Below are 20,410 nucleotides of genomic sequence, written 5' to 3' on the forward strand. Positions count from 1 at the left end.
TTTCACTTCTTTCTTTTTCGTTTCGTATGCCGAGCACTTGGAAGCCGGAGACTGATCCAGCCGCTTGCCGCAGTAACCACACTTAACAGTAAAGAACATATTCCGGCATCCAGAAAAGCGCAGACAGCAAAGATACAGGTCTGCACAGCATGAAGTGTCCATTTTCTCTTTAATGGACTAAGCCATAAAATGCCCAATCCTATCTTCGCTGCTCCTGCCATATTGTTCGTTTCAAGATCTGTAAACCCGTGGTAAAACCAAAACAGACTAAAAAACAAGCACGTCCGCATATAGACAAACGCATAACGGATCAATTGTTTCGGATGTTTATTTTGTTCAATCCAAAGTCTCAATGAATCAAAACTCCATGCTGTTGCCCAGCCCAACAGCGGCCGAAATAATAAACGGTCAATCCATCTTCCCAGAAAGCCATATGCCGTTTCATATTGATACTGCGTCATAAATGTAAGCTTCCCGTTATCATGCTGTATGTATTTCCAATACCCGCTGCCTTTTTTAATCAGGGATAACGGATGGTTGGAGGAAAAGGCCAGGGAGGATACTCTTTGAGAGGAATGCAATTTCGTTCCCACGGTTTCACCAGCACCTGACACCTTTAATCCAAAGCCAATTCTTGTCTCGTAAAGAAACCTCTGCGCTTCATTTACGCTTCTGTTTAAATATGTAATGTCAGAAAACCGCAGATCCCATTCCTTATGTAGCGATGGGTTTTGCGTATATTCCCAAAGCTTGTCCAGGTCAGATGTCATCTCGATTTCGACATAAATCGGCTTCTGTTTCACAGCCCCTCCTCCCTTCTTTTTCTAGCAGTTCCTATATTAGCATATTTATAGTATTAAAATATATTAACGTTAAAATTTGAGTTCAAAGCCTTCTACATCATCTGAAACCTCCACAGGTATCCCCATAATGGTTTTAGGTCTGGAAACGTAAACAAAACGCATCTCTTCTTTTAACTGCTGAAGTGTGCTTTCATTAACTACAATTTTCGCGGGTTTTCCCGGACTATTATCAATGGCCGCTTTTATTTTACCGAGCACGCAGAACCCTCCTTCTTTACATTCTCATCACGATAGAAAAAGCAGAAATATCAGCATAATTACATTAACTACAGCCAAAATGCCTGAGACATATGCTATGCTCTTCTTTTTTATCCAGAAAAACAGCACATTGGCCAATAACACAAAACTGATCAGTGCATCAAATACCCGAAATGCTAATTGATTAAAAGAAATCTTTGTTCATAAAAGCCCATTGCAGCCAGATAAATCATCAAGATCGTGAAATTTATAGAATGAAACACCGGACAACAGATTCAGCATAATTCATGCTCACTATGGACATGATTTCGTTAGATGATATAAAATTTGCTTGAAAGTATATATTGGATAAAGAGGAGCAATATATGGATAAATATCAAGAAAAAACATTACCGGACATTACGAAACATGTAACATTAGAGGCGCCTATTCAAAAGGTTTGGGAGACAGTCTCAACTTCAGAAGGCATAGCCAAGTGGTTTATGCCGAATGATTTTCAGTTGAAGGAAGGATATAAATTTCATTTGCAATCACCATTTGGACCATCACCTTGCAAAGTTTTGACGGTTCATGCTCCCGGAGAGCTTTCTTTTGAATGGGATACTGATGGATGGATTGTTACATTTCAATTAACAGACGTAGGGAACAAAACAGAATTCACTCTCATCCACAGCGGTTGGAAGAAGCCGGATGAAATGATCGGTAAGGCAAACGAGAAAAGCTCAGTCATTCGGGATAAGATGGATGGCGGCTGGACAGGCATTGTGAATGAACGACTTCGCAAGGCTGTTCAAGAGTAAGGTATTTCATTGCTCATACAGTATAAAAAGAGAGAGCTCCCTCTCTCTTTTATTCATGACAAAGTTAAATTCACTGAACTGTATCTCCGAATCAATCATAAAACGTAACTGTTTTTGATTTACCAGAGTAATCAGTAACAAAGAACTCTGCCTTGTTATTGCTTCCATCTACAAATTTCCCGATACTGCTAAAGGTATGACATTCTCCGGGTGAAAAATAATTAGAACCCACATATTCATCAGGGTTGTCACCAGCATCATCCTCATATAGATGCAGCGATACGGAGAAAGGTGTACTTCCTGAAAGACAAACTCTAAAATCACCTCCGCTCGAGTATACCGTCGGACTTGAATAAGTATAGGTGTAAGTCCCAAGCTTATCCCACTCTCCGGCTCCAGCAGTTCCCGCTTTTTCTGCATGTGCAGATAATGGAAAAGCCACAGCGAACATGAAAACAGACAGGCACCCTATTAGCTTATTGCATCTCATAATAATATCTCCTCCTTATTTTGATCATAGCAACTTACAGTTATATATATCACCCCCTTTAAATAAAATTGCAGGTATGTGTATGGTATTGGAAGCTTCATACGTTTTATCATCAGCATTTTTCCTGAAGAAATCACATCATTCTCCCTTCGCCTGTGTTATACAAAATATTCAAAACAGACGTATTCTCATTTGAACTGCCATCTTTTATAATTTGTTAATAAGGGTTCGTACTTCAAACAAGAGGAGGAGAAGCATCATGGAATTAAGCGTCACAAAAATGTTAGTTATTTTATTTGTAGGTTTTTTAGTGTTTGGTCCTGATAAGCTGCCTGCGCTTGGCCGATCTGCCGGAAAAGCCTTATCAGAATTTAAAAAAGCGACAAGCGGATTGACTCAAGACATAAGAAGTAGTGGTTCAGAAAACAAAGAAGACAAGCAAATGTAAGGTAAAATGATTTGGCCGATGCACATCGGCTTTTTATATTGTTGTTTCTGCATGATCCATCAGTTTTCCTCTGATTATTCCTCAACTTCTTTTTTTGGACAGCCCTTTTTTACTTTTGCAATTTAAACTGTCCAATCCGCAAACTCTAACTTCCATATAATGAAGCGTATGATCATAAAAGGAGGGGTATTTATGGGTTATTACAAAAAATATAAAGAAGAGTATTATACGGTTAAGAAAACGTATTACAAGAAGTATTACGACTATGACAAAAAACATTATGATCACCATGACAAAAAAGATTACTACTGTGATTATGACAAAAAACATTATGATCACGACAAAAAAGACTATGACTACGTTGTAGAGTATAAAAAGCGTAAGAAACACTGCTAATACTCCATTTAATCTCCTCAATTTTGCTTCCCCGGTCAATGGCCGGGGGTTTTTTTGCAGAAAAAACTATGTAACTTCAATGTCTAAACGAATCATAGGTCTAATTTGTTAAAAAAGGATAAAGCTTTTTTACCTTTGGTGAGTGTCTTACAATTATTATTTGGTCCTTAATGCTGATTTTTTAATAAATATTGAACATTTGGTACATAGTTTAATTAGTTTATTTTTAGATCTAGGTTGTCAATATATAAACATAACCCATTCATAAACAAGAGATTTTAACGATTTTGTCGATTTATCTTAATAAAAGAAGTTCCAAAATAAGGTATAATAATTGACGAAACCACTTTTAAAAGGGGGAATTTTGTTGAAAAAAGCATTAATTGCAGGTGCAGTAGGAACAGCTATTCTTTTCGGAACCATTTCTTCAGGAGTTCCAGGTCTTCCAGGAGCAGACACTCAAGTGGCAAAAGCGGCTTCCCAGCTGCCTAAGGGAATCGGCGGACGCGCCTACATAAACAGTACAGGCGCTGTATTGACGGCTAAAATTAAGCTTCCCGACACTGTGAACATCCAAGACTCTGTCTCTACCCCTTATATTTATTCAGGCTTTAGCGCAAAAAACGGAACTGAGGCAGATATCGGCCTTCAGTACAGCAAACAATACAACGTCTGGAAACCGCTCATGAAAGTCGGTTCTAAAAATGATGAAACGTATATCGAAGGAAAAGAGAAATTTACTTATAATAAAGGCTTTCGTCCCGGAAGCACAGTTCAATTGACGATCTACAAAAACTTGAACGGGAATACTCGCATGACCCTCTGGGGAACGAACAATGACGGCTATACCGGACGTATTATCATGGAAATTCAAGGAACAAACATCGGCACTCTGTCGAAATGGAAAACACTTGCCACTGCTGCGGTTTCAGCCGAAAGCCAACGCTCTGCCATTAAAGCAACTTTTTCAACAACTTTTAACAATATCACAATCGACAATAAAGCAGTGACACCTGTCGTAGATACACAGGATTTTGCAAAAGTCCTCCCTTCTGGAAATAATGTTACGATTTCTGTTAATAAATAAGGAATGCTGCAAAGGGCGCCGGCAATGCCGGCGTCCTTTTTTATTGTATAACCTAAAAATTAAATCCACTGGATAAAATGATGATTCCAATACTATGATGTCATCATTTACCACATTTTCTCTTTACGAATTAAAAAATTCCCTCTCTTTTTTCTTGTTTAGCTTAAAAGCTATTAAAATGTTGATTAATGCAGCTGGGAAATATAAAAAACCTACTCCTAGAATACCTAAAATTGTACTTGAACTTATGATATAACTTTTTGTCATCTCTTGACTGTCATTAAAAATAAGAAGGGTAATCAATCCTGCTAATACACCTACGAACCACGCGTTACCCACTGCATAAGAATCATCTAACATTCCCATCAGCTGTCCGATGATTGAGATAACAATAGCAGTAAAACTTGATAACACGGCAAGTCTTTTCATTCTTCTGTCACCTTTTTCATATATTTAATCCGGTACATATTAACACTCCTTAACGTGCGTCAATGCTTGAATTTCCCCTGCTTAAATGTTTTTCAATTTCTCTTGCCCCTTAATGACTACTACCATTGAATACCGCAGAAGCTAATCAGACTCTTACCTTGGCTCTCTAACGAAACCGAATAGGTAAAGTGTATTCAAGTCTGCTACGGAGTTGGAGTGAATTTTTTCTTAAAAGGGCTAATGACATCTTTCCTTACATTAGTTTTAGTATTTTTGCTTTTGTTGTAATCCCCGTTTTTAAATCAGCGCTGGAATCTGAGCCACTGCTTTTATGGACATTAACTAATTTCCCTATTTTCCATCGAATTTCGTGTTCAAGACTTACTTATCTTTGAAAACTAATATGGATTTAAAAGGAATTCTAGCAACAAATACAGAATTGGAAAGATAAGCGCAAAATACGCTACAGCAACTGCAATACTGAAAACGGCGCTTATATTAAAAGAAAGAGGTGTCTTTAGAATGGTTCATTTTAAAAACTACCCCGATCCTTCTCTAAACGCCAAATCTGAGTCACACCCGGAATATACATCTGAAATTGAACATGTCAAGGAGAGAATGCAAAACCTTATTAGGCATTCCGTTACAGATCAAAACGTCGAAGTTACTGACGCAAGGATGACGGCAGAAGGAGAGATCACCTCTCTTTTAAAAGAACGTCTTGACAGAGAATACCATAAGCTTTTAAGTAAAATCACCCGGGAAGTAAATGTGGAAGACTTCGGAGCTGTTCCCGATGGACGAGACAATACAGAAGCTTTTCGAAAAGCAATCGGTAATGGTCGCGTCAAAGTAAATGTTCCTGCCGGAGAATATCTGGTTCAAGGGATTAAACTTCCGTCCTGGACAACAATTGCAGGGCAAGGTAAAGGAATTACCGTAATTAAACTTCATGAAGACTCTCCCGCTCATGAATGGGTAATCACAAATGATGATTACCAAAATGGGAACCGCAATATTTTTGTTCAAGGAATGTCATTAGACTGGAATCCTAATAGACAATGCGGTGTGAAAACTCCTGGTGGTCAATTCTCCAGCTGTTTAACTTTTGCTAAAGTTGAATATGGATGGATTAGAGACGTGGAAGCCATTAACGCAGGTCTTCACGGCATTGATATTACATCCCCAACGTACGATCATTTACCTGATACCGACTGGACTAAAGACGGCTCAAAATATATTTGGATTGATAACTGTGTGGCATATGGTTCAGGAGACGACGGCATTACTACCCATTATAGTGAATACATCTTTATTTCAAATTGCCATTCCGGTAATCCGCGAGGAACGGAGTTTGCAGAGGGTGTATCCAACTCCAACGGAATAGAAATCGACGATGGGTCTAAGCATGTATGGCTTTTGAATAACTTTACAAGCGGAAACATTCGTGGAGTAGAGGTTAAAGCGCATGCAATGTGGCCAGCCTCTCAAAATGTCCATATCATCGGCCATGTTTCTTATCGTGATGTCCGGGCATTTGATCTTCGTCATATTGGTCATCATCAAGCCACTGATCCTGAAAGCACAACGGCTTATGATGTCACACTCATTGATTGTTCAGCAATTGAACCGGTTTTCAACTCTCTTTATGAAGCTGTCACGCCAAGAGCGCTAGTTGTTTCAGCATATAAAAACGTTAATGTAAGCGGATTCACAGCAATTGGTGATCCCGACTATGACTATAAGGAAAATCCTGTCGTAGCTTTGCAATACCGCAGTCAGAATATCACCCTTAGCGGTATTAAAATTCGCGGATTTAAAAAAGCCGGTGTTGATATTCATTTATCAGGCGGGTCAAATAAAACTGATTATATTAAAATTTCAAACTTTGATATTTATCAATCTGCTCCAAAAGGAATTTCAATCGGTGGCGGTCTCTATAATGTGAATATACTAAACGGTACAATGATTGCTGATAACGGAGCGGTCGGAATTCAGTCGCCTAATAATCAAACCGTCATTCTCGGTGTACATGCAGAAGGTTATAGTGCGGCGGTCACCATCAAAGGTCAATCATACCAGCATGTACCCATTAATTTAAAAGGCGGCGCACAGCTTGCAACAACCTCTGGCTTCGCCTTTAACCAAACGAGCGCAGTTATCGCTGGTACCGGAGACATTACGGCGAAGGGAGAAAGAAATGCGGTCATCGGCGCTTCAGGAGGCTCTAGCACAGAAGGATCCCGTGCATTAATCGCTTCTTCAAACAATGCCCATATTAAAGGAAACAATGTTTCAAGGACAATTTTGTCTTCTGAAAGTATTATACTGGAAGAACCATACACCGTGGCAGGAGGCCATCAATCAATGAAATGGCTTCTTGACTCAGTTGGAGGAAACGGGACATTTGCAGGAGCAATCAGTTCTTCCTTAAATGGATATGGAGAGTATTTTGAGAGTTCAACTGGGCAGTTAATCCAGACAGGTACAATCGTCACTTTAAGAGGTGAAAAAATAGCGCCCGCCCACGTGGGAGATTATATGCTTGGAGCTATTTCGGAAACAGCAGCTTTCATCTCAGGAGCATCCAGCTTCGTCTGGCAGGACCGCTATTTGACTAATGAGTTTGGCGGATTCATTTATGAGGATCTGATCGACAAGGAAACCGGTGAATTGATACGTGTGCCAAAACAAAATCCAGACTATGATGCAGCGCTGGAGACCGCTTATCATTCACGGGCTGTAAGGGACGAATGGCATGTGGTTGGACTGGCGGGACAGCATTATGTACGTATTGACGAAACTGTGGGACAAGGAGACTACCTTACTGCGCATAATGGGATAGGAACAAAAGCATCTGAAGGAACCTGGAAAGTAATGAAAATCACTACCATTTACACTCCGGAAAAAGGGTACGGCATCGCACTCACCGTCATTAGATAGTGAGAGTCTGGAACAAGTTCTTTATACTGATGAAAGATTAAATGATATCAGTTTTTTTCATTTCCTGTTGGTTTAATATCAAGATATCTCAAGCTATAATAGCCCAAGATTCAGGCTCATTTTCTTGAAACTTGGGCTTCATGACCACTTCATTAGAAATCAAAAATACGTAACAAACCTAAATCACAATATTTTTATAAACATCCTTGTTTTGATCCCTATTCCCTTCTTCACAAGGAAGGTTAACATTAACCAACATTGCATTTTTACATCAGTATTTAAAAATTCCGTGCATTCCAATTAAGGTGCTAATACTATTCCTCACCTTTTTTATACATTTCATTTTATAACTCTTAAATCTTTGGAACGGCTTTTATATCTGTAGCCTTAAAACTTTCTTGCTACGCATAACGTTAAATGTTTCCGCATCTTTGATTTTCCCTCATTTTTTTATTCAAATAATTCATTCTTCACTTGCTGCATCATACTCCCCTTTTTGATTTTCAGATACCAACCCTGTACAATATTCAAAAAACCAAAAGGATGATGAACATGTGTGGCAGATTCACTTTATTCTCAGAGTTTGACGACATCATTGAGCAATTCAACATAGATCACTTCTTGCCTGAAGACGAATATCACCCCAGCTATAATGTCGCGCCAGCACAAAACATCCTTACCATTATTAATGATGGATCAAGCAACCGTCTTGGAAAATTAAGATGGGGTCTCATTCCTCCTTGGGCTAAAGATGAAAAGATCGGTTATAAAATGATCAATGCTCGTGCTGAAACATTGGCCGAGAAACCCAGCTTTCGAAAACCGCTTGTCAGCAAACGCTGCATCATTCCGGCCGACAGTTTTTATGAATGGAAACGCCTTGATCCAAAAACTAAGATTCCTATGAGAATCAAGCTGAAATCATCCAATCTGTTCGCTTTTGCCGGATTATACGAAAAGTGGAATACGCCTGAAGGTTACCCGCTCTACACTTGCACAATCATTACGACAAAACCTAATGCGCTTATGGAAAATATCCATGATCGAATGCCGGTTATATTGAATTACGAATATGAAAAAGAATGGCTGAACCCTAAAAATACAGATCCCGATTATCTCAAAAGCTTGCTTTTGCCTTATGATGCTGATGACATGGAAGCATACCAGGTTTCATCATTAGTTAACTCACCTAAGAACAATTCACCTGAGCTTATTGAAGCCCATTAAGTACCCTGCCAGATTGCTTTATATATCACCTTCGCCTAAGCAAAATAAACGAACGTGTACAGATTCAAAAACACCCCCTTATGTGCCATGCGTTATTTTTAAACCTAATGATTCAGTCAGCTGCCCAATTTTTAAATTGAATCGATTAAAGATATAGAGCGTTTCTCTGTAATGAGGAATGCTTTTTTCTTGTCCAAAGTGAAAAAAGACAGCTCTAAAACAACAAGGAAATAATCTATTTCAATATTTTTTTATTGTAAAACGATAAATAATATGTTAAATTCAAATCGACATTATTAGGTGAGGTGCTTTTTATGAAACGAGGATCAACACTCTTTTTAAAGATAGCTGTTATTCTTATTGGAATTCCAGTTCTTGCTTTGTGTATATTTTTAGTGCCGGAGATAGCGAACTTTGCAGCGGAATTGTATCCAGATATTTCTTATCTGAAATATCTTGTTTATATCGATTTGTATGCAGCGGCGATACCTTTTTATTTCGCTCTGTATCAAGCCTTTACACTTTTAAGCTATATTGACCGGAATAAAGCTTTCTCGGAATTATCAGTAAGAGCTTTAAAGAAAATAAAATACTGTGCAATCACCATCAGTCTTTTACTTGCGGCAGGCATGCCACTCTTCTATCTCATCGCGGAGATGGACGATGCTCCAGGTATTATACTAATCGGATTGGTCCTTATTTTTGCCTCAATGGTTATCGCAGTCTTTGCTGCTGTTCTCCAAAGGCTTTTGCAAGAAGCTATAGATATAAAATCAGAAAATGATTTAACAGTCTGAGGTGAAAACAATGGCAATTATAATCAATATTGATGTGATGCTTGCTAAAAGGAAAATGAGCGTAACGGAACTGTCGGAGAAGGTTGGAATCACGATGGCTAATCTTTCTATATTAAAAAATGGAAAGGCAAAGGCCATTCGATTATCAACTTTAGAGGCGATTTGTAAGGCTTTAGAATGTCAACCCGGAGATATTTTGGAATACCGAAGTGATGAAGACATCCAAGATTAATAAGTCAGGAATAATCATGCAAGGAAAAGATAGTTACTCGGCGGTGATTCTATGCACATAACCCTATGTCTATTTAGCGACTATACTAAACAGGCCTTCCATATATTCAAAAAAACCTTTGGAGGCAAAATTCATGAAAGCATTTAAACAGCTCGTTTGTTTTGGCTGGGAGCAGGCCCTATCATGTCTGTTTCCTGTCGTTATTTTTGCCTCTTTGGCAATTACACAAATCATACCGCTTCCCCTCCTGCCACGGTATGACTGGCTGCTCATCATCTGCCTTCTCATGCAATGGTGGATGGTGTATTCAGGGCTTGAAACACGGGATGAACTAAAGGTGATCACAATGTTCCACCTTATTGGACTTGCTCTTGAACTTTTCAAGGTACATATGGGCTCTTGGTCTTATCCGGAGGAGGGATATTCCAAAATTTTTGGAGTGCCTTTGTATAGCGGCTTCATGTACGCAAGTGTAGCCAGTTATCTTTGCCAGGCATGGAGGAGGCTTAAGGTTGAATTGGTTAAGTGGCCGCCGTTTTGGGCCGTTGTACCTCTCGCCGCTGCGATTTATTTGAATTTTTTCATCCACCATTTTTGGATTGACGTCCGCTTTTGGTTATCTGGACTTGTCTTGATCGTCTTTTGGCAATCATGGGTTACATACGAGGTGAACGGGACTCGTTACCGTATGCCGCTCGCCCTTTCATTTATGCTCATCGGATTTTTTATATGGATAGCAGAAAATATAGCAACGTTTTTTGGGGCTTGGGAATACCCAAACCAAACCGATACATGGAGTCTCGTTCATCTAGGAAAAGTGAGTTCATGGCTCTTGTTAGTGATTGTCAGCTTTCTTATAGTAGCGACGTTAAAACAAGTTAAGGGGAAAAATTCCACCAGGATAGATACTAGTCCATTTTTATAATCGTTTAAGAATCTTTTTTAATAAAAGTCGAATCCCACATAGTAAGGATGGCGTACAACATTCTGAATAAGATAAAGTGGAAAAAGCAACGTTTGAATTGTTGCTTTTTTCTTTATAAATAGCTGCCGGAATTATAGAGGGTTATTTCAGTAAGATTTCGACCAGGAAGTAATGCTTTAATCAAAATCAGCTTTCGTTTAGAGAGCTCAGTCATGTGGACTCAACCTTATGTCTCTCTAATTCACCCTCCCATAAAAGAAGTCGTCAGGTTGCATAAGGTGAATGAATAGCTTATGTCATTTATCGCTCGGCATTTATTTCTTTTGGTAGCTGTGATGGCGCTTTGGGAACTTTTCGCAGTTTGATATTGATGACATCAGAGGAATAAAGCGTAACAATCATACTTCCCTCATATCGTTTGGCCCGGATTAGGACTGGTTGGTTATATTGATTATGAAAGCGAAAGTCAGGGCCTCCCCAGCTTACGGTTGCATCACGTCCGGACGGCACATATGGTACGCTTCTTGTGTGAGAATAGCGCTGAACGATTTGCAGCCCTGCACGATCGACAGCATTAAATAATGTTGATGACACCTGACAAATTCCCCCGCCTACACCTTCAGACAACTCACCTTTTACGATAATAGGTGCCCGCATGTATCCTTTGTCCTGAGTTCTCATCCCAACTACTTGATTAAATGAAAACGTCTCATTTGGAAAAACAACATGATTGTCAATTGCTTTTGCAGAAAGAGAAATATTGTGTGAACGGCTTTTATTACTTGAATTAAAATAAGTTACATACTGGCCTAACTGCTGCGTACTGATGTGAGCAAGCAACTCGCTGTCAACTTTCGGATAAATGTTCAATTCCGGCACTTCTATTTTGGATGGGCCATGACCAAAGAAATAGGCATAAAATTTCTCCTTAAACGCCTGTTGATAAAGTCTGTAACCCATTTTCCCCGGGGTGATGATTCCTTGATCGTTAAGCTTGGCGTTTATGGGCTCCTGGTAAATTTGTTGATCAAGCTGTTTGATAAACTTACTGTATTTTTCATGATCAATCATTGGGGTACCGGGAAGAGGCATCGTAAAATCTTCGCGGTGAACAGTAGCAATCGTCCGTCCTTGTTGTGTGATCGCTAAACTGTCAGATGGCTCGCTGGGCTGAGCCAATAATAAAAGGCCAGTGATCCAAATATGTATCATAAGTCGGCATACCTCCCGACAATTAGTATGAACAGGAGCTTATCCTTTGATGTATCTCGTCTTATCATATCGTTCTTAAGCGTCTGGTCTTTGTTTGAACCCAACGTGAGCCCTCGCTAAGAGAGCTTTGACTTATGTGATTAGTCCATGTCTACTTCAGCATTCATATCACCTAGTGTTAAGAAATCATGTCTTAACCAATACCAATGTTGTCAAGCAATCGTTGAATTAAATAGTAAATGAAGTTACTGCCATAGGCAGCTATTTTTGTTTAGATGTACTATCTGATCCTCGGTCATCGTATCAATCTTCACCTAAGTGAAGAAAATCAATATTGAACTAATCAGCTAATATAAAAAAATAAAAGTGCTGTCGACTTCGGCCATCGGTTAGCATCTTCTCGTTAGATCAAGAGTTTGCTGTTGAATGATTTCAGTTAAGGTTGAATAAAATCAGATTGAAAGCATCCAACCATCAATGTTACAGGATTTATTAACGGCTAAATGCGCTTTACACTATTCTATAAGAAGGAAGGAAGCGTCGATGACAAAGCTCTGCCGAGAAGTTTGGATTGAAGTAAATCTTGATGCCATAAAAAAAAATTTGCGAGCAATACGCCATCATATACCAAAAAAGACCAAAATTATGGCTGTCGTAAAAGCGAACGGTTATGGTCATGGGTCTGTAGAAGTAGCGCGCCATGCACTGGAACACGGGGCTAATGAGCTCGCTGTTGCCAGCGTGGAGGAAGGAATCGTTTTACGAAAAGCGGGAATTACAGCGCCTATCCTTGTGCTTGGTTTTACATCCCTTAGTTGTGTGAAAAAATCAGCAGCTTGGAATATAGAGTTATCAGCATTTCAGGTTGAATGGATCAAAAAGGCTAACAATATATTGGAAAGTGAAGCGAGTACTAACCGATTGGGTATTCATATTAATGTGGATACTGGTATGGGCCGACTAGGTGTACGTACAAAAGAAGAACTTTTAGCAGTAGTGAATGCATTAACAGCAAGTAAACTCCTAAGATGGGAAGGTATCTTTACACATTTTTCAACAGCCGATGAAGAAGACACCACTCTAACCAGACTGCAGCACGATCAATTTCTCCGTTTTCTCCGTTTTTTAAAAAACCAAGACATTGAGCTGCCCACCGTGCATATGAGCAACACGGCTGCGGCTATCGCTTTTCCGGAATTTAGCGCTGATATGATTCGTTTAGGTATAGGCTTATATGGATTATATCCTTCAGCATATATAAAACAACTACATCTCGTTAAGCTTGAACCTGCACTAAGTTTAAAGGCGCGTATCGCTTATGTGAAAACCATGCTGACAGAGCCCCGCACCATTAGTTATGGTGCTACATACATCGCAAATCCCGGTGAAGTCATTGCTACACTCCCGATCGGATATGCTGACGGTTATTCTCGCGCACTTTCCAATCGCGGGTTTGTTCTTCATCGCGGAAAACGAGTGCCGGTGGCGGGAAGAGTGACAATGGATATGATCATGGTTAGTTTAGGAGAGAGTGAAGGCAAACAAGGAGAGGAAGTCGTGATTTACGGTCACCAAAAGGGAGCTGAGATTCCCGTTGATGAAGTTGCTGAAATGCTTAATACGATTAACTATGAAGTGGTGTCTACATTAAGCCGCCGCATCCCCCGTTTTTATATAAGAGATGGCGAGATTTTTAAGATATCAACTCCAGTAATGTACGTGTAGATTTTTTCTTTCATTTTTTTGCAAATGTGAGGCCAATCCCTCTTTTATGCTGATTTAAGATCCTATCATAAGAGGGATTCAGTTTTACACACTTATCCCCCCTATCGCTGCAATTTTAGAAAGAGGATCACAATATCAAATAGGAATTTTAGGTATTATTTCTCGATTAATTAAGAAGAAGTATTGTGAATACTTAAGCTACTTAGTCGCTGCCTTTTTCTCGTTTTGCAGAAAAACAGAGTCCCAAATCCAAAAGATTACAGCAAATGATATACTAAATAAGTAAACTTCGTATTCCATTAGAAAGTCTAAAGTGTTCTTTGGATCAGTAATTACAGCGAAGAATAACCATACTAAGAAGGAAAAGAATATGTATATGAGTAAATATTTCGGGTTAAACCTCTTTGGATTGCGATTTACGAAATATTGAACAGGTGCAGCAAAGATTACATAAAAGATAAACAGAATAACACTTATGAAGAAGTATGGAATATAGCCATCATAATCAATGCCAAAAACATAAACAACAGCAGCTGATAACGCAGACAAGACATGAACAAATATGATCCTTAAAACTTGCATGTTTAAATCCCCTTTCATTATGTAAGCATCACTATGATGATCTCAATTATTGTTAAAATTGACATACCTACTTCCTGAATTAAATCTAGACTAAAGCTCCGTCACGTCCGAACTTTACAAATAGATTTACTTTGTTTCTTCAAAGTGACAAGAACATAAACTGATTGTGATCTCTATCTATAAAGTATGTATCCCGGATGAAGAAATTTGTGTAGCCAGCTGTCTTGAGTATCGCTTTACTCATCATGAGCATATCCATCTGAATATCTTAATCAGTTGGAAAAGCCACATTAGCAGTAAACGCTGCATGTACTTAAAAGAAAGAATTATCAAATTTAAAGTTTAAGATTTTATGGCAATCCTTCCACATTATTCCCTTTATTGGGCCATTATGTCTCATTAAAACTGCTGTTTTATTCAGATATCAAACATCTTGGGTGTCTTTCTTATTCTTGAACCATTGAATAGCATTTCGGCGAGTTATTGCAACAGGTATTAAAAGCAAAGTACCGACAATAAGCAACATAAAAAAGATCACAAACAACGCACCTGTTCCCGGAACAATTTCTTCATAGGTAATAAAGCGTTCCTCTCCCTGCAGGACGAAGAACCGAGAATTTTCGAGAAAGACTAGATGAAAAGCGATTGATGTCCATAAGCTTCCTGTTACAATACGCAGGAGTTGAAGGATGAATCCAAAAGACAACAATAAAACGATGTAATCTAATGTGATAGCAGGTGACTCAATTCCAGCTATATATTGCAAACCACTTACAGCTATGGGTGCAAGCACAAACAGAATCGGCTGCAGGAGCAAGGCCATGAAACAGTTAAATCGCCTGTTTAGAGCATAGTACACCGCCCCACGAAAAGTTAATTCCTCTGGAAAAGCTTCATAAAAGAAAGCGATAATCATATTTAAGAGCAATACTGTAACTAAATGAATAGAGAAATGAAATTGTGTAATTTTGACCCAGCCCAATAAATGGGCGATTGTGAATCCAGATCCGGATGGTTGATTAACGGCATATCCTTCTTTTAAAGTCCTAATAAACAAATTAGGATCAATCTTTTTACAGCTTATAAAGAACATTGGCATATTGTTCATTTTTGTATTTAAGCAATTCGAAATTAATCAACGGTTTGTATAAATCTTTATCTGATAAATTTAATTTATTTCTAAAGTATTTAATTGCTTCATCTTGTTCTTAGAAATAATGTTTGGCATTTTTCTAATCTCCTTTTTATATAATGTTTTAATACACACTAAATTGGGTAAAAATTTGTAGAGGTGATTTCTTTGAATAATGACCATAAAGTTACTCATTACTCTTCATTTATTTTTTCAACAATCATGGTATTGCTAGTCGCCATCTTTCCACAATACACTTCTTGGTTTGTAACAGTTTTCTTCCTGGGTTTTGCACTTATCTATACATTCCAAAGACATAAAACAAGTTCTTCAAAAGCAATTTCTTATATTTCGTATTTTTTATTCATCGTTTCATTGACTTACACTTTAGTTAATATGTAATATTAATCCTCCCTTTCCGGGAGGATTTTTTTGTTTAAACTTATTTATCAGCAGCTTTTGGGCCACCTTTATCTGTAATGATAAAGCTATCTGACCCAATTTTTTTCTTGCGATCTTTGTCTTCATAAATTGTAACATTGTGGCGTGTCATTAGTGTCGCCCCGGCCATTTTAAACTCTTTACGATCTTTAAAATAAACAACAGGATATTCACCTAGAATAATCATATTTGCCAATCCTGCTAAATACGATGACCATCCACCTGAAGGAAGGTTTAATGCAAATCCTAGTGTCTGAACAACTGCAGCTAAAGAATATTTTTCAAACTTTGTGCTTCCATACTCGGTTCCTGCTGATTCCCAGTCATCAGCAGCTATTTTAATGTTTTGATTGTTAAACACTGAGGCTGTTTTAAGTACATTAACTGGTTGATTAACACTTAATGGAGTTGTTTGGTTGTTTCTGGCTTCTTCTTTAGCTTCCGCCCCAGCCGCAAAAGGTGAAAGCAACCCACCAATGACCAATGTTCCAACAATACCTACCTTACAAATTGTAGAGTTCAAGGTAATCCTCCTCCAAATGTAAAATTGTGTACATTTGGCAATTACCCCACATTCATCCATTTAAACCACAATATTGTTTTAGACAAATAAAAATGAAGGAGTCTCCAAAAATTATATTGTTGGGATAACCTTTGTTCAAGATTTATAAACTATTTTACAAAAATGGTTTGAGTATTCACATCCAGACTTCTTCGAACTACACGAAAACCTTGATCTGGGCCAATGCCATTTGGATCAAACTTTCCTAAAAAATCTATCTGGATGCTGGTGACTCCGCCAACCCAAACGCCTCTGTTAGTAACCCGCCATGAACCACTTTTTGAATCTCCCTACCAATTCCAGCACCATTCCCTTACATTACCAGACATAGCGTAAAGTCCTAACTCGTTCGGGTTTTTTTGACCCACAGTTTTTGGTTTACCATGGTTATTTTCTATTGCAGGCCGTTCCAATTGCTTGATAGGTACTTATTTATCTCCAGAGTTCGTCCAATACCATGCTACTTCATTTACCTCATTGCTGCCGCTGTATGTGTAACTCTTGCTCATCTGTCCTCCACTTACAGCATATTCCCACTCTATTTCTGTCGGCAATCGGTTTCCCTTAGATCCTGAATTGATCGTGACTGTCCATTTTAAATTACCGTACTCACTTTGATTATTGAAGTCTTTCTTATTCTTGATTATATTGTAATAGGGTTTTAAGCCCTCTTGGATACTGCGTTTATTACAGTAATCAAGAGCATCATACCAACTTACCATTTCTACCGGCAATTTGTCGCTTTTGGATTGTGAGGGGTTACTTCTGTCCACTCTTTCTGAGTTACCTCATTTTTGCCGAAAAACTCGATATTTTTACGCCTTTTCCATAAAAGTTAGACTTTTTGATCTTAACAGTCTCACCTTTAATTATTATAAAGTTTTGAGGATCTGGTTCAACTACCGAGATATTTTTAATTTGCTTAAGGCTTATGTTTGATGAAGAAGGGGTTATGTGAAGGTGTCTCTTGTGAGCAAGCGCTGACTACAAAAAATATCGCTATTAAACAAAAAAATTAATACTATCCCATTACACTTATAGGGAAAGTTATAAAACCTGATGGAGAATATGCCAAGGCCGTTCGCCTCGTAGAAAGGACCTTTAACGATTACTCCCGAGGCATATAATGAGAATCCAACTAAAAGACCGTCGCCTCTTAGTAAACTCACAATAACAACGATTATAAACTTTCTCAAGGAACGATCAGCAGCCCGTTAGCTACCCTTAATTAAAGATAATCTGTTACCACACTGTTACGTTAGAACTTCCACTACTTTTATATCCCTCTGTCGCTAAGACTTGGTAAGACCAATTACTGCCCAGATTCATCCCATATCTCTTCCATGCGTTAACGTGATTGCTGAAAGTGATTGTAGCGTTGCTTCCAGTTGGTCTCTTCGACTGGCGAACACTCCAGTACTGCGTAAAAGTAGTTTTATCGCCATCAATGGAAGGTGCATCATAACGTGTAGTTGTGTACACGTCATATGTACCCCCATCACTGTAAACCGTACCTTTATACGTTCCAGTAGGTCTATAAGTACCCCATGAATCCACTACATAATATTCAATGAGAGGTGCTCTCGTCCAACCATATAAAGTCAAATATCCATTGCCATTCGGCGCCCAAACTCCGGCATTATAGTTTATTGTTCTAAATGGCGAGCCTATAGTCCAGCCTTTACCAACAACGAAATTTCCGGTATTAGACCAATTCACACTGTAATTCCCGCCAGATCCATTGACTGCGTTTACTGTTCCGCCCCCATCAGTCCAATTTTGCCAGTAATCTGTGCCAGCTGCAGAGGCGGTTGCCGAAAACATGCTGATACTCATTAAAGCTGCCGTTAATCCAACTAAGAAATTCTTTTTAAATTTAAACATATGTTACCTCCTATAATATTATTTCTGACTTTGACATGAGGTAGCACTCGTATATATTTAAAACATTGTTCATTACTAACGCCAAAGCTTTTGATCGTTCCCTTCAATATAATATCACGAATTCACGAGCAAATATTAAGAACATTTGTAATTTAATTACAAATACCTAAAAATTATATTATAAGTGGTCTTGTTCCGCCATAGCCTGATCCTTTTTTCGCAGAATCACAAATCTTGTTACTAAATCTGATGGAGTAATATCTGTAATTAACTCCTATCCGAACCATTTCCTATAAAGGAAAAATACACTAGAGATTGTGAAGTCATTGTAGCTGCCCCGGGTGGTCCTCCTGACTTTGAAGCTGTAATGGAACATTTTCATATCCAAAAAATCAGCTCATAAGATTGTTTACTGTGTCTTCAATGTTATCTGCAAAGACGGTCAGTCAATTGCCTCTAAGCCGCTCACTGTGCGTAAGACAGTTTTGAATTCACTTGAACTGAATCATCCTAATGTCTTTATTATCGAAGGAATTCAAGGTAACGGACTAACTAACTTACTTTACCTTGGCCAAATAAAAAAATTAGAGGGAATCGTGCTCAAGAAAGCTGACTCCCCTTATGAAATCAAAAACGTTCACACAATTGGCTGAAAGTGATCAATTATGATTACACTGAAGTTCTCATAACCTGCTACACCAAGAAGGATATAAAATTCCTTCCATCCTATCCCGATGGAACTTCAGCTGGATTTATGGAATTCATGCCACATGCAGAACGCTGTAAGTTCCACTCTATGAAACAAGTAAAAACTGAATCTGATGATTATGTATTTTGAACCTATCTTATGTAAGGTTAAGCACAGATTTAAGACTAAACACGGTAAACTCCGCATACATCCTTCGAATCCTGAAGAGTATAAACTCTCCGTTACATAACTTCTTAGTGCCAAACCCTATAAAGCTTAATGAAAATTTAGTACATGGTTTAATTAGTTTATTTAATTTTCATCTATTCAGCCGCAATAAGGGTAAACGATACTTTCTACAAATCCAATCTCCTTTCCCTTATTGCGAATTTTCATTCATTCCTCATAGCTGTACGCCCATATTTCTTTAGAATCCCTCAGCACGCCACAGTTCCCTGTTATGATGAATTCTCTAATACTATTGATCATCTGCCACACGTTACCTCCGTGTGAAAAGCCGTTTGGATCGTGGCGTAATTCATACGGATAAACGTCTTTCCCCGTGTAATTATCAACAAAGAATAGCTGTGTTCTGAATTTGACATACGCTTTTTGATTGGATTGTCCTGAGATGTTTTCTTTGCCATAGAAAGTTCGACGCTCAATGCTTGCGATAAGCTTTATCAGGTCATTAATATCATTCATGCGTTTAATTTGTCCTTCCCTTACCCTCTTTCGATAAAATAAATATTTTATTTTGATTCTAATGTAATTTTTTAAATTCCTTTTTAGTTTCCCATATTTCTTTTACATTTTGTCTCGGAGGTGAAATGTAATGAGATTTCTTCAGGATTTTTTTGCGATTTGGACTTTTGATAAAGTCATGGATTATACAATAGCTGCTGTAATTTGGTTTGTATTCAAGTCCAAATCAAAACAGACTGAGTATCATGATCACTTCGAAGAAAGACGCCGCCATAGAAACTAAATCATCCTTCTATGATTTTTATCGATACGTGTGTTTTTCCGATAACGATCCATGCTTATATGTTTAGTTAAAAAACTATCTTTTATTTAGACTTGTTCAGCTTGTCGTATAGTATTTAACAGTTCTTTCTCAAATGTTTTTATGTGATTGCCTTCGAATCAAACCCTTACTCTTGTTTCGTTTTCAAATTCATTATTTAAAGCAGCTGCCTATTCAGTTTTTACATAAATACATTTATACTTGCTGTCATCAACTACATAAGCGTTCAGTATTTTCACTCCTTCGGATCATGATTTTAGTTAACTTTAAAGTACATCGTCTTGAGAAATTCCCCTTTAATTGGTAAGCTGACACCTAGGAT

At 38.2% G+C, this 20,410-nt stretch carries 20 protein-coding genes and 6 pseudogenes; 13 read left to right on the forward strand and 13 right to left on the reverse strand.

Features of this window, described 5'->3' with window-relative positions; translation table 11 throughout:
- Nucleotides 1–2: 2 nt before the first annotated feature.
- The gene (locus LNN34_RS06500) at nucleotides 3–803 is read right to left on the reverse strand and encodes a hypothetical protein (protein ID WP_059291748.1); all 801 of its coding nucleotides are present in this window, start codon (nucleotides 801–803) and stop codon (nucleotides 3–5) included.
- A 69-nt stretch (nucleotides 804–872) separates the two neighbouring features.
- Complete coding sequence (locus LNN34_RS06505; RefSeq protein WP_059291749.1) at nucleotides 873–1,061, reverse strand: hypothetical protein; 189 nt, start codon at nucleotides 1,059–1,061, stop codon at nucleotides 873–875.
- A 365-nt stretch (nucleotides 1,062–1,426) separates the two neighbouring features.
- Between LNN34_RS06505 and LNN34_RS06510 the strand changes: the two genes are divergently transcribed.
- Complete coding sequence (locus LNN34_RS06510; RefSeq protein ID WP_059335697.1) at nucleotides 1,427–1,861, forward strand: SRPBCC family protein; 435 nt, start codon at nucleotides 1,427–1,429, stop codon at nucleotides 1,859–1,861.
- Between the two features lie 91 nt (nucleotides 1,862–1,952).
- Here LNN34_RS06510 and LNN34_RS06515 read toward each other — a convergent pair whose 3' ends face one another.
- The gene (locus LNN34_RS06515) at nucleotides 1,953–2,351 is read right to left on the reverse strand and encodes a hypothetical protein (RefSeq protein ID WP_059291751.1); all 399 of its coding nucleotides are present in this window, start codon (nucleotides 2,349–2,351) and stop codon (nucleotides 1,953–1,955) included.
- Nucleotides 2,352–2,610: 259 nt separating this feature from the next.
- Here LNN34_RS06515 and LNN34_RS06520 point away from each other — a divergent pair, with 259 nt between their 5' ends.
- The 3 genes from LNN34_RS06520 to LNN34_RS06530 all read left to right on the forward strand — a co-directional run bounded on the left by LNN34_RS06520 (nucleotide 2,611) and on the right by LNN34_RS06530 (nucleotide 4,282).
- The gene (locus LNN34_RS06520) at nucleotides 2,611–2,799 is read left to right on the forward strand and encodes a twin-arginine translocase TatA/TatE family subunit (protein ID WP_044155756.1); all 189 of its coding nucleotides are present in this window, start codon (nucleotides 2,611–2,613) and stop codon (nucleotides 2,797–2,799) included.
- 192 nt (nucleotides 2,800–2,991) lie between these two features.
- Nucleotides 2,992–3,195 carry a spore coat protein CotC gene (locus LNN34_RS06525; RefSeq protein WP_024121562.1) on the forward strand — a complete coding sequence of 68 codons (204 nt, stop codon included), beginning with the start codon at nucleotides 2,992–2,994 and terminating at the stop codon, nucleotides 3,193–3,195.
- 364 nt (nucleotides 3,196–3,559) lie between these two features.
- Nucleotides 3,560–4,282 (forward strand): YrpD family protein, encoded by a 723-nt coding sequence (locus tag LNN34_RS06530; protein ID WP_142350262.1) that lies wholly within the window; start codon nucleotides 3,560–3,562, stop codon nucleotides 4,280–4,282.
- Nucleotides 4,283–4,405: 123 nt separating this feature from the next.
- Here LNN34_RS06530 and LNN34_RS06535 read toward each other — a convergent pair whose 3' ends face one another.
- Complete coding sequence (locus LNN34_RS06535; protein ID WP_059291753.1) at nucleotides 4,406–4,711, reverse strand: hypothetical protein; 306 nt, start codon at nucleotides 4,709–4,711, stop codon at nucleotides 4,406–4,408.
- 522 nt (nucleotides 4,712–5,233) lie between these two features.
- Here LNN34_RS06535 and LNN34_RS06540 point away from each other — a divergent pair.
- The 5 genes from LNN34_RS06540 (at nucleotide 5,234) to LNN34_RS06560 (ending at nucleotide 10,835) form a co-directional block, all read left to right on the forward strand.
- The gene (locus LNN34_RS06540; protein WP_229043015.1) at nucleotides 5,234–7,654 is read left to right on the forward strand and encodes a peptidase G2 autoproteolytic cleavage domain-containing protein; all 2,421 of its coding nucleotides are present in this window, start codon (nucleotides 5,234–5,236) and stop codon (nucleotides 7,652–7,654) included.
- Between the two features lie 552 nt (nucleotides 7,655–8,206).
- The gene (locus tag LNN34_RS06545) at nucleotides 8,207–8,881 is read left to right on the forward strand and encodes an SOS response-associated peptidase (RefSeq protein WP_069486587.1); all 675 of its coding nucleotides are present in this window, start codon (nucleotides 8,207–8,209) and stop codon (nucleotides 8,879–8,881) included.
- A 314-nt stretch (nucleotides 8,882–9,195) separates the two neighbouring features.
- Nucleotides 9,196–9,678: a DUF2975 domain-containing protein gene (locus LNN34_RS06550; protein WP_044155761.1), complete on the forward strand. Its 483-nt coding sequence runs from the start codon at nucleotides 9,196–9,198 to the stop codon at nucleotides 9,676–9,678.
- A 10-nt stretch (nucleotides 9,679–9,688) separates the two neighbouring features.
- The gene (locus LNN34_RS06555) at nucleotides 9,689–9,910 is read left to right on the forward strand and encodes a helix-turn-helix domain-containing protein (protein ID WP_069486586.1); all 222 of its coding nucleotides are present in this window, start codon (nucleotides 9,689–9,691) and stop codon (nucleotides 9,908–9,910) included.
- A 133-nt stretch (nucleotides 9,911–10,043) separates the two neighbouring features.
- Complete coding sequence (locus tag LNN34_RS06560) at nucleotides 10,044–10,835, forward strand: DUF817 domain-containing protein (RefSeq protein ID WP_044155762.1); 792 nt, start codon at nucleotides 10,044–10,046, stop codon at nucleotides 10,833–10,835.
- A gap of 300 nt (nucleotides 10,836–11,135) precedes the next feature.
- On the opposite strand, the gene LNN34_RS06565 is transcribed toward LNN34_RS06560, so the two are convergent.
- Nucleotides 11,136–12,047, reverse strand: coding sequence for a VanW family protein (locus tag LNN34_RS06565; protein WP_229043016.1), 912 nt, complete (start codon nucleotides 12,045–12,047; stop codon nucleotides 11,136–11,138).
- A 543-nt stretch (nucleotides 12,048–12,590) separates the two neighbouring features.
- Between LNN34_RS06565 and alr the strand changes: the two genes are divergently transcribed.
- A complete protein-coding gene (gene alr / locus LNN34_RS06570) occupies nucleotides 12,591–13,772 on the forward strand; it encodes an alanine racemase (protein WP_193660566.1) in 1,182 nt (393 codons plus the stop codon).
- A gap of 198 nt (nucleotides 13,773–13,970) precedes the next feature.
- On the opposite strand, the gene LNN34_RS06575 is transcribed toward alr, so the two are convergent.
- The 3 genes and pseudogenes from LNN34_RS06575 to LNN34_RS06585 form a co-directional block, all read right to left on the reverse strand.
- On the reverse strand, nucleotides 13,971–14,372 hold the full coding sequence (locus tag LNN34_RS06575) for a UPF0715 family protein (protein WP_309240369.1): 402 nt from the start codon (nucleotides 14,370–14,372) through the stop codon (nucleotides 13,971–13,973).
- A 406-nt stretch (nucleotides 14,373–14,778) separates the two neighbouring features.
- Nucleotides 14,779–15,366, reverse strand: a pseudogene (locus LNN34_RS06580) (CPBP family intramembrane glutamic endopeptidase); the annotation flags it as partial.
- Nucleotides 15,367–15,582 (reverse strand): annotated as a pseudogene (locus LNN34_RS06585) (hypothetical protein); the annotation flags it as partial.
- A 72-nt stretch (nucleotides 15,583–15,654) separates the two neighbouring features.
- Between LNN34_RS06585 and LNN34_RS06590 the strand changes: the two are divergent.
- Entirely contained in the window at nucleotides 15,655–15,888 is a 234-nt protein-coding gene (locus LNN34_RS06590; RefSeq protein WP_081638311.1) for a hypothetical protein, read from the forward strand.
- A gap of 40 nt (nucleotides 15,889–15,928) precedes the next feature.
- Here LNN34_RS06590 and LNN34_RS06595 read toward each other — a convergent pair whose 3' ends face one another.
- From LNN34_RS06595 to LNN34_RS06605, 3 genes and pseudogenes are all read right to left on the reverse strand, one after another.
- The gene (locus tag LNN34_RS06595) at nucleotides 15,929–16,450 is read right to left on the reverse strand and encodes a hypothetical protein (protein ID WP_044155768.1); all 522 of its coding nucleotides are present in this window, start codon (nucleotides 16,448–16,450) and stop codon (nucleotides 15,929–15,931) included.
- A 329-nt stretch (nucleotides 16,451–16,779) separates the two neighbouring features.
- Nucleotides 16,780–17,211: pseudogene (locus LNN34_RS06600) on the reverse strand (formylglycine-generating enzyme family protein).
- 520 nt (nucleotides 17,212–17,731) lie between these two features.
- Nucleotides 17,732–18,373, reverse strand: coding sequence for a glycoside hydrolase family 11 protein (locus tag LNN34_RS06605; RefSeq protein WP_059293828.1), 642 nt, complete (start codon nucleotides 18,371–18,373; stop codon nucleotides 17,732–17,734).
- Nucleotides 18,374–18,686: 313 nt separating this feature from the next.
- Between LNN34_RS06605 and LNN34_RS06610 the strand changes: the two are divergent.
- Nucleotides 18,687–19,311, forward strand: a pseudogene (locus tag LNN34_RS06610) (ATP-dependent DNA ligase); the annotation flags it as partial.
- A 77-nt stretch (nucleotides 19,312–19,388) separates the two neighbouring features.
- Here the strand turns inward: LNN34_RS06610 and LNN34_RS06615 are convergent.
- Nucleotides 19,389–19,766 (reverse strand): annotated as a pseudogene (locus LNN34_RS06615) (hypothetical protein).
- A gap of 130 nt (nucleotides 19,767–19,896) precedes the next feature.
- On the opposite strand from LNN34_RS06615, the gene LNN34_RS06620 reads away from it, so the two are divergent.
- Nucleotides 19,897–20,049 (forward strand): hypothetical protein, encoded by a 153-nt coding sequence (locus LNN34_RS06620; protein WP_044155769.1) that lies wholly within the window; start codon nucleotides 19,897–19,899, stop codon nucleotides 20,047–20,049.
- 161 nt (nucleotides 20,050–20,210) lie between these two features.
- Here LNN34_RS06620 and LNN34_RS06625 read toward each other — a convergent pair.
- Nucleotides 20,211–20,318: pseudogene (locus LNN34_RS06625) on the reverse strand (hypothetical protein); the annotation flags it as partial.
- Nucleotides 20,319–20,410: the final 92 nt, after the last annotated feature.

This window comes from Bacillus sp. AF23 (assembly GCF_020861455.1).
GTDB lineage: Bacteria > Bacillota > Bacilli > Bacillales > Bacillaceae > Bacillus > Bacillus halotolerans.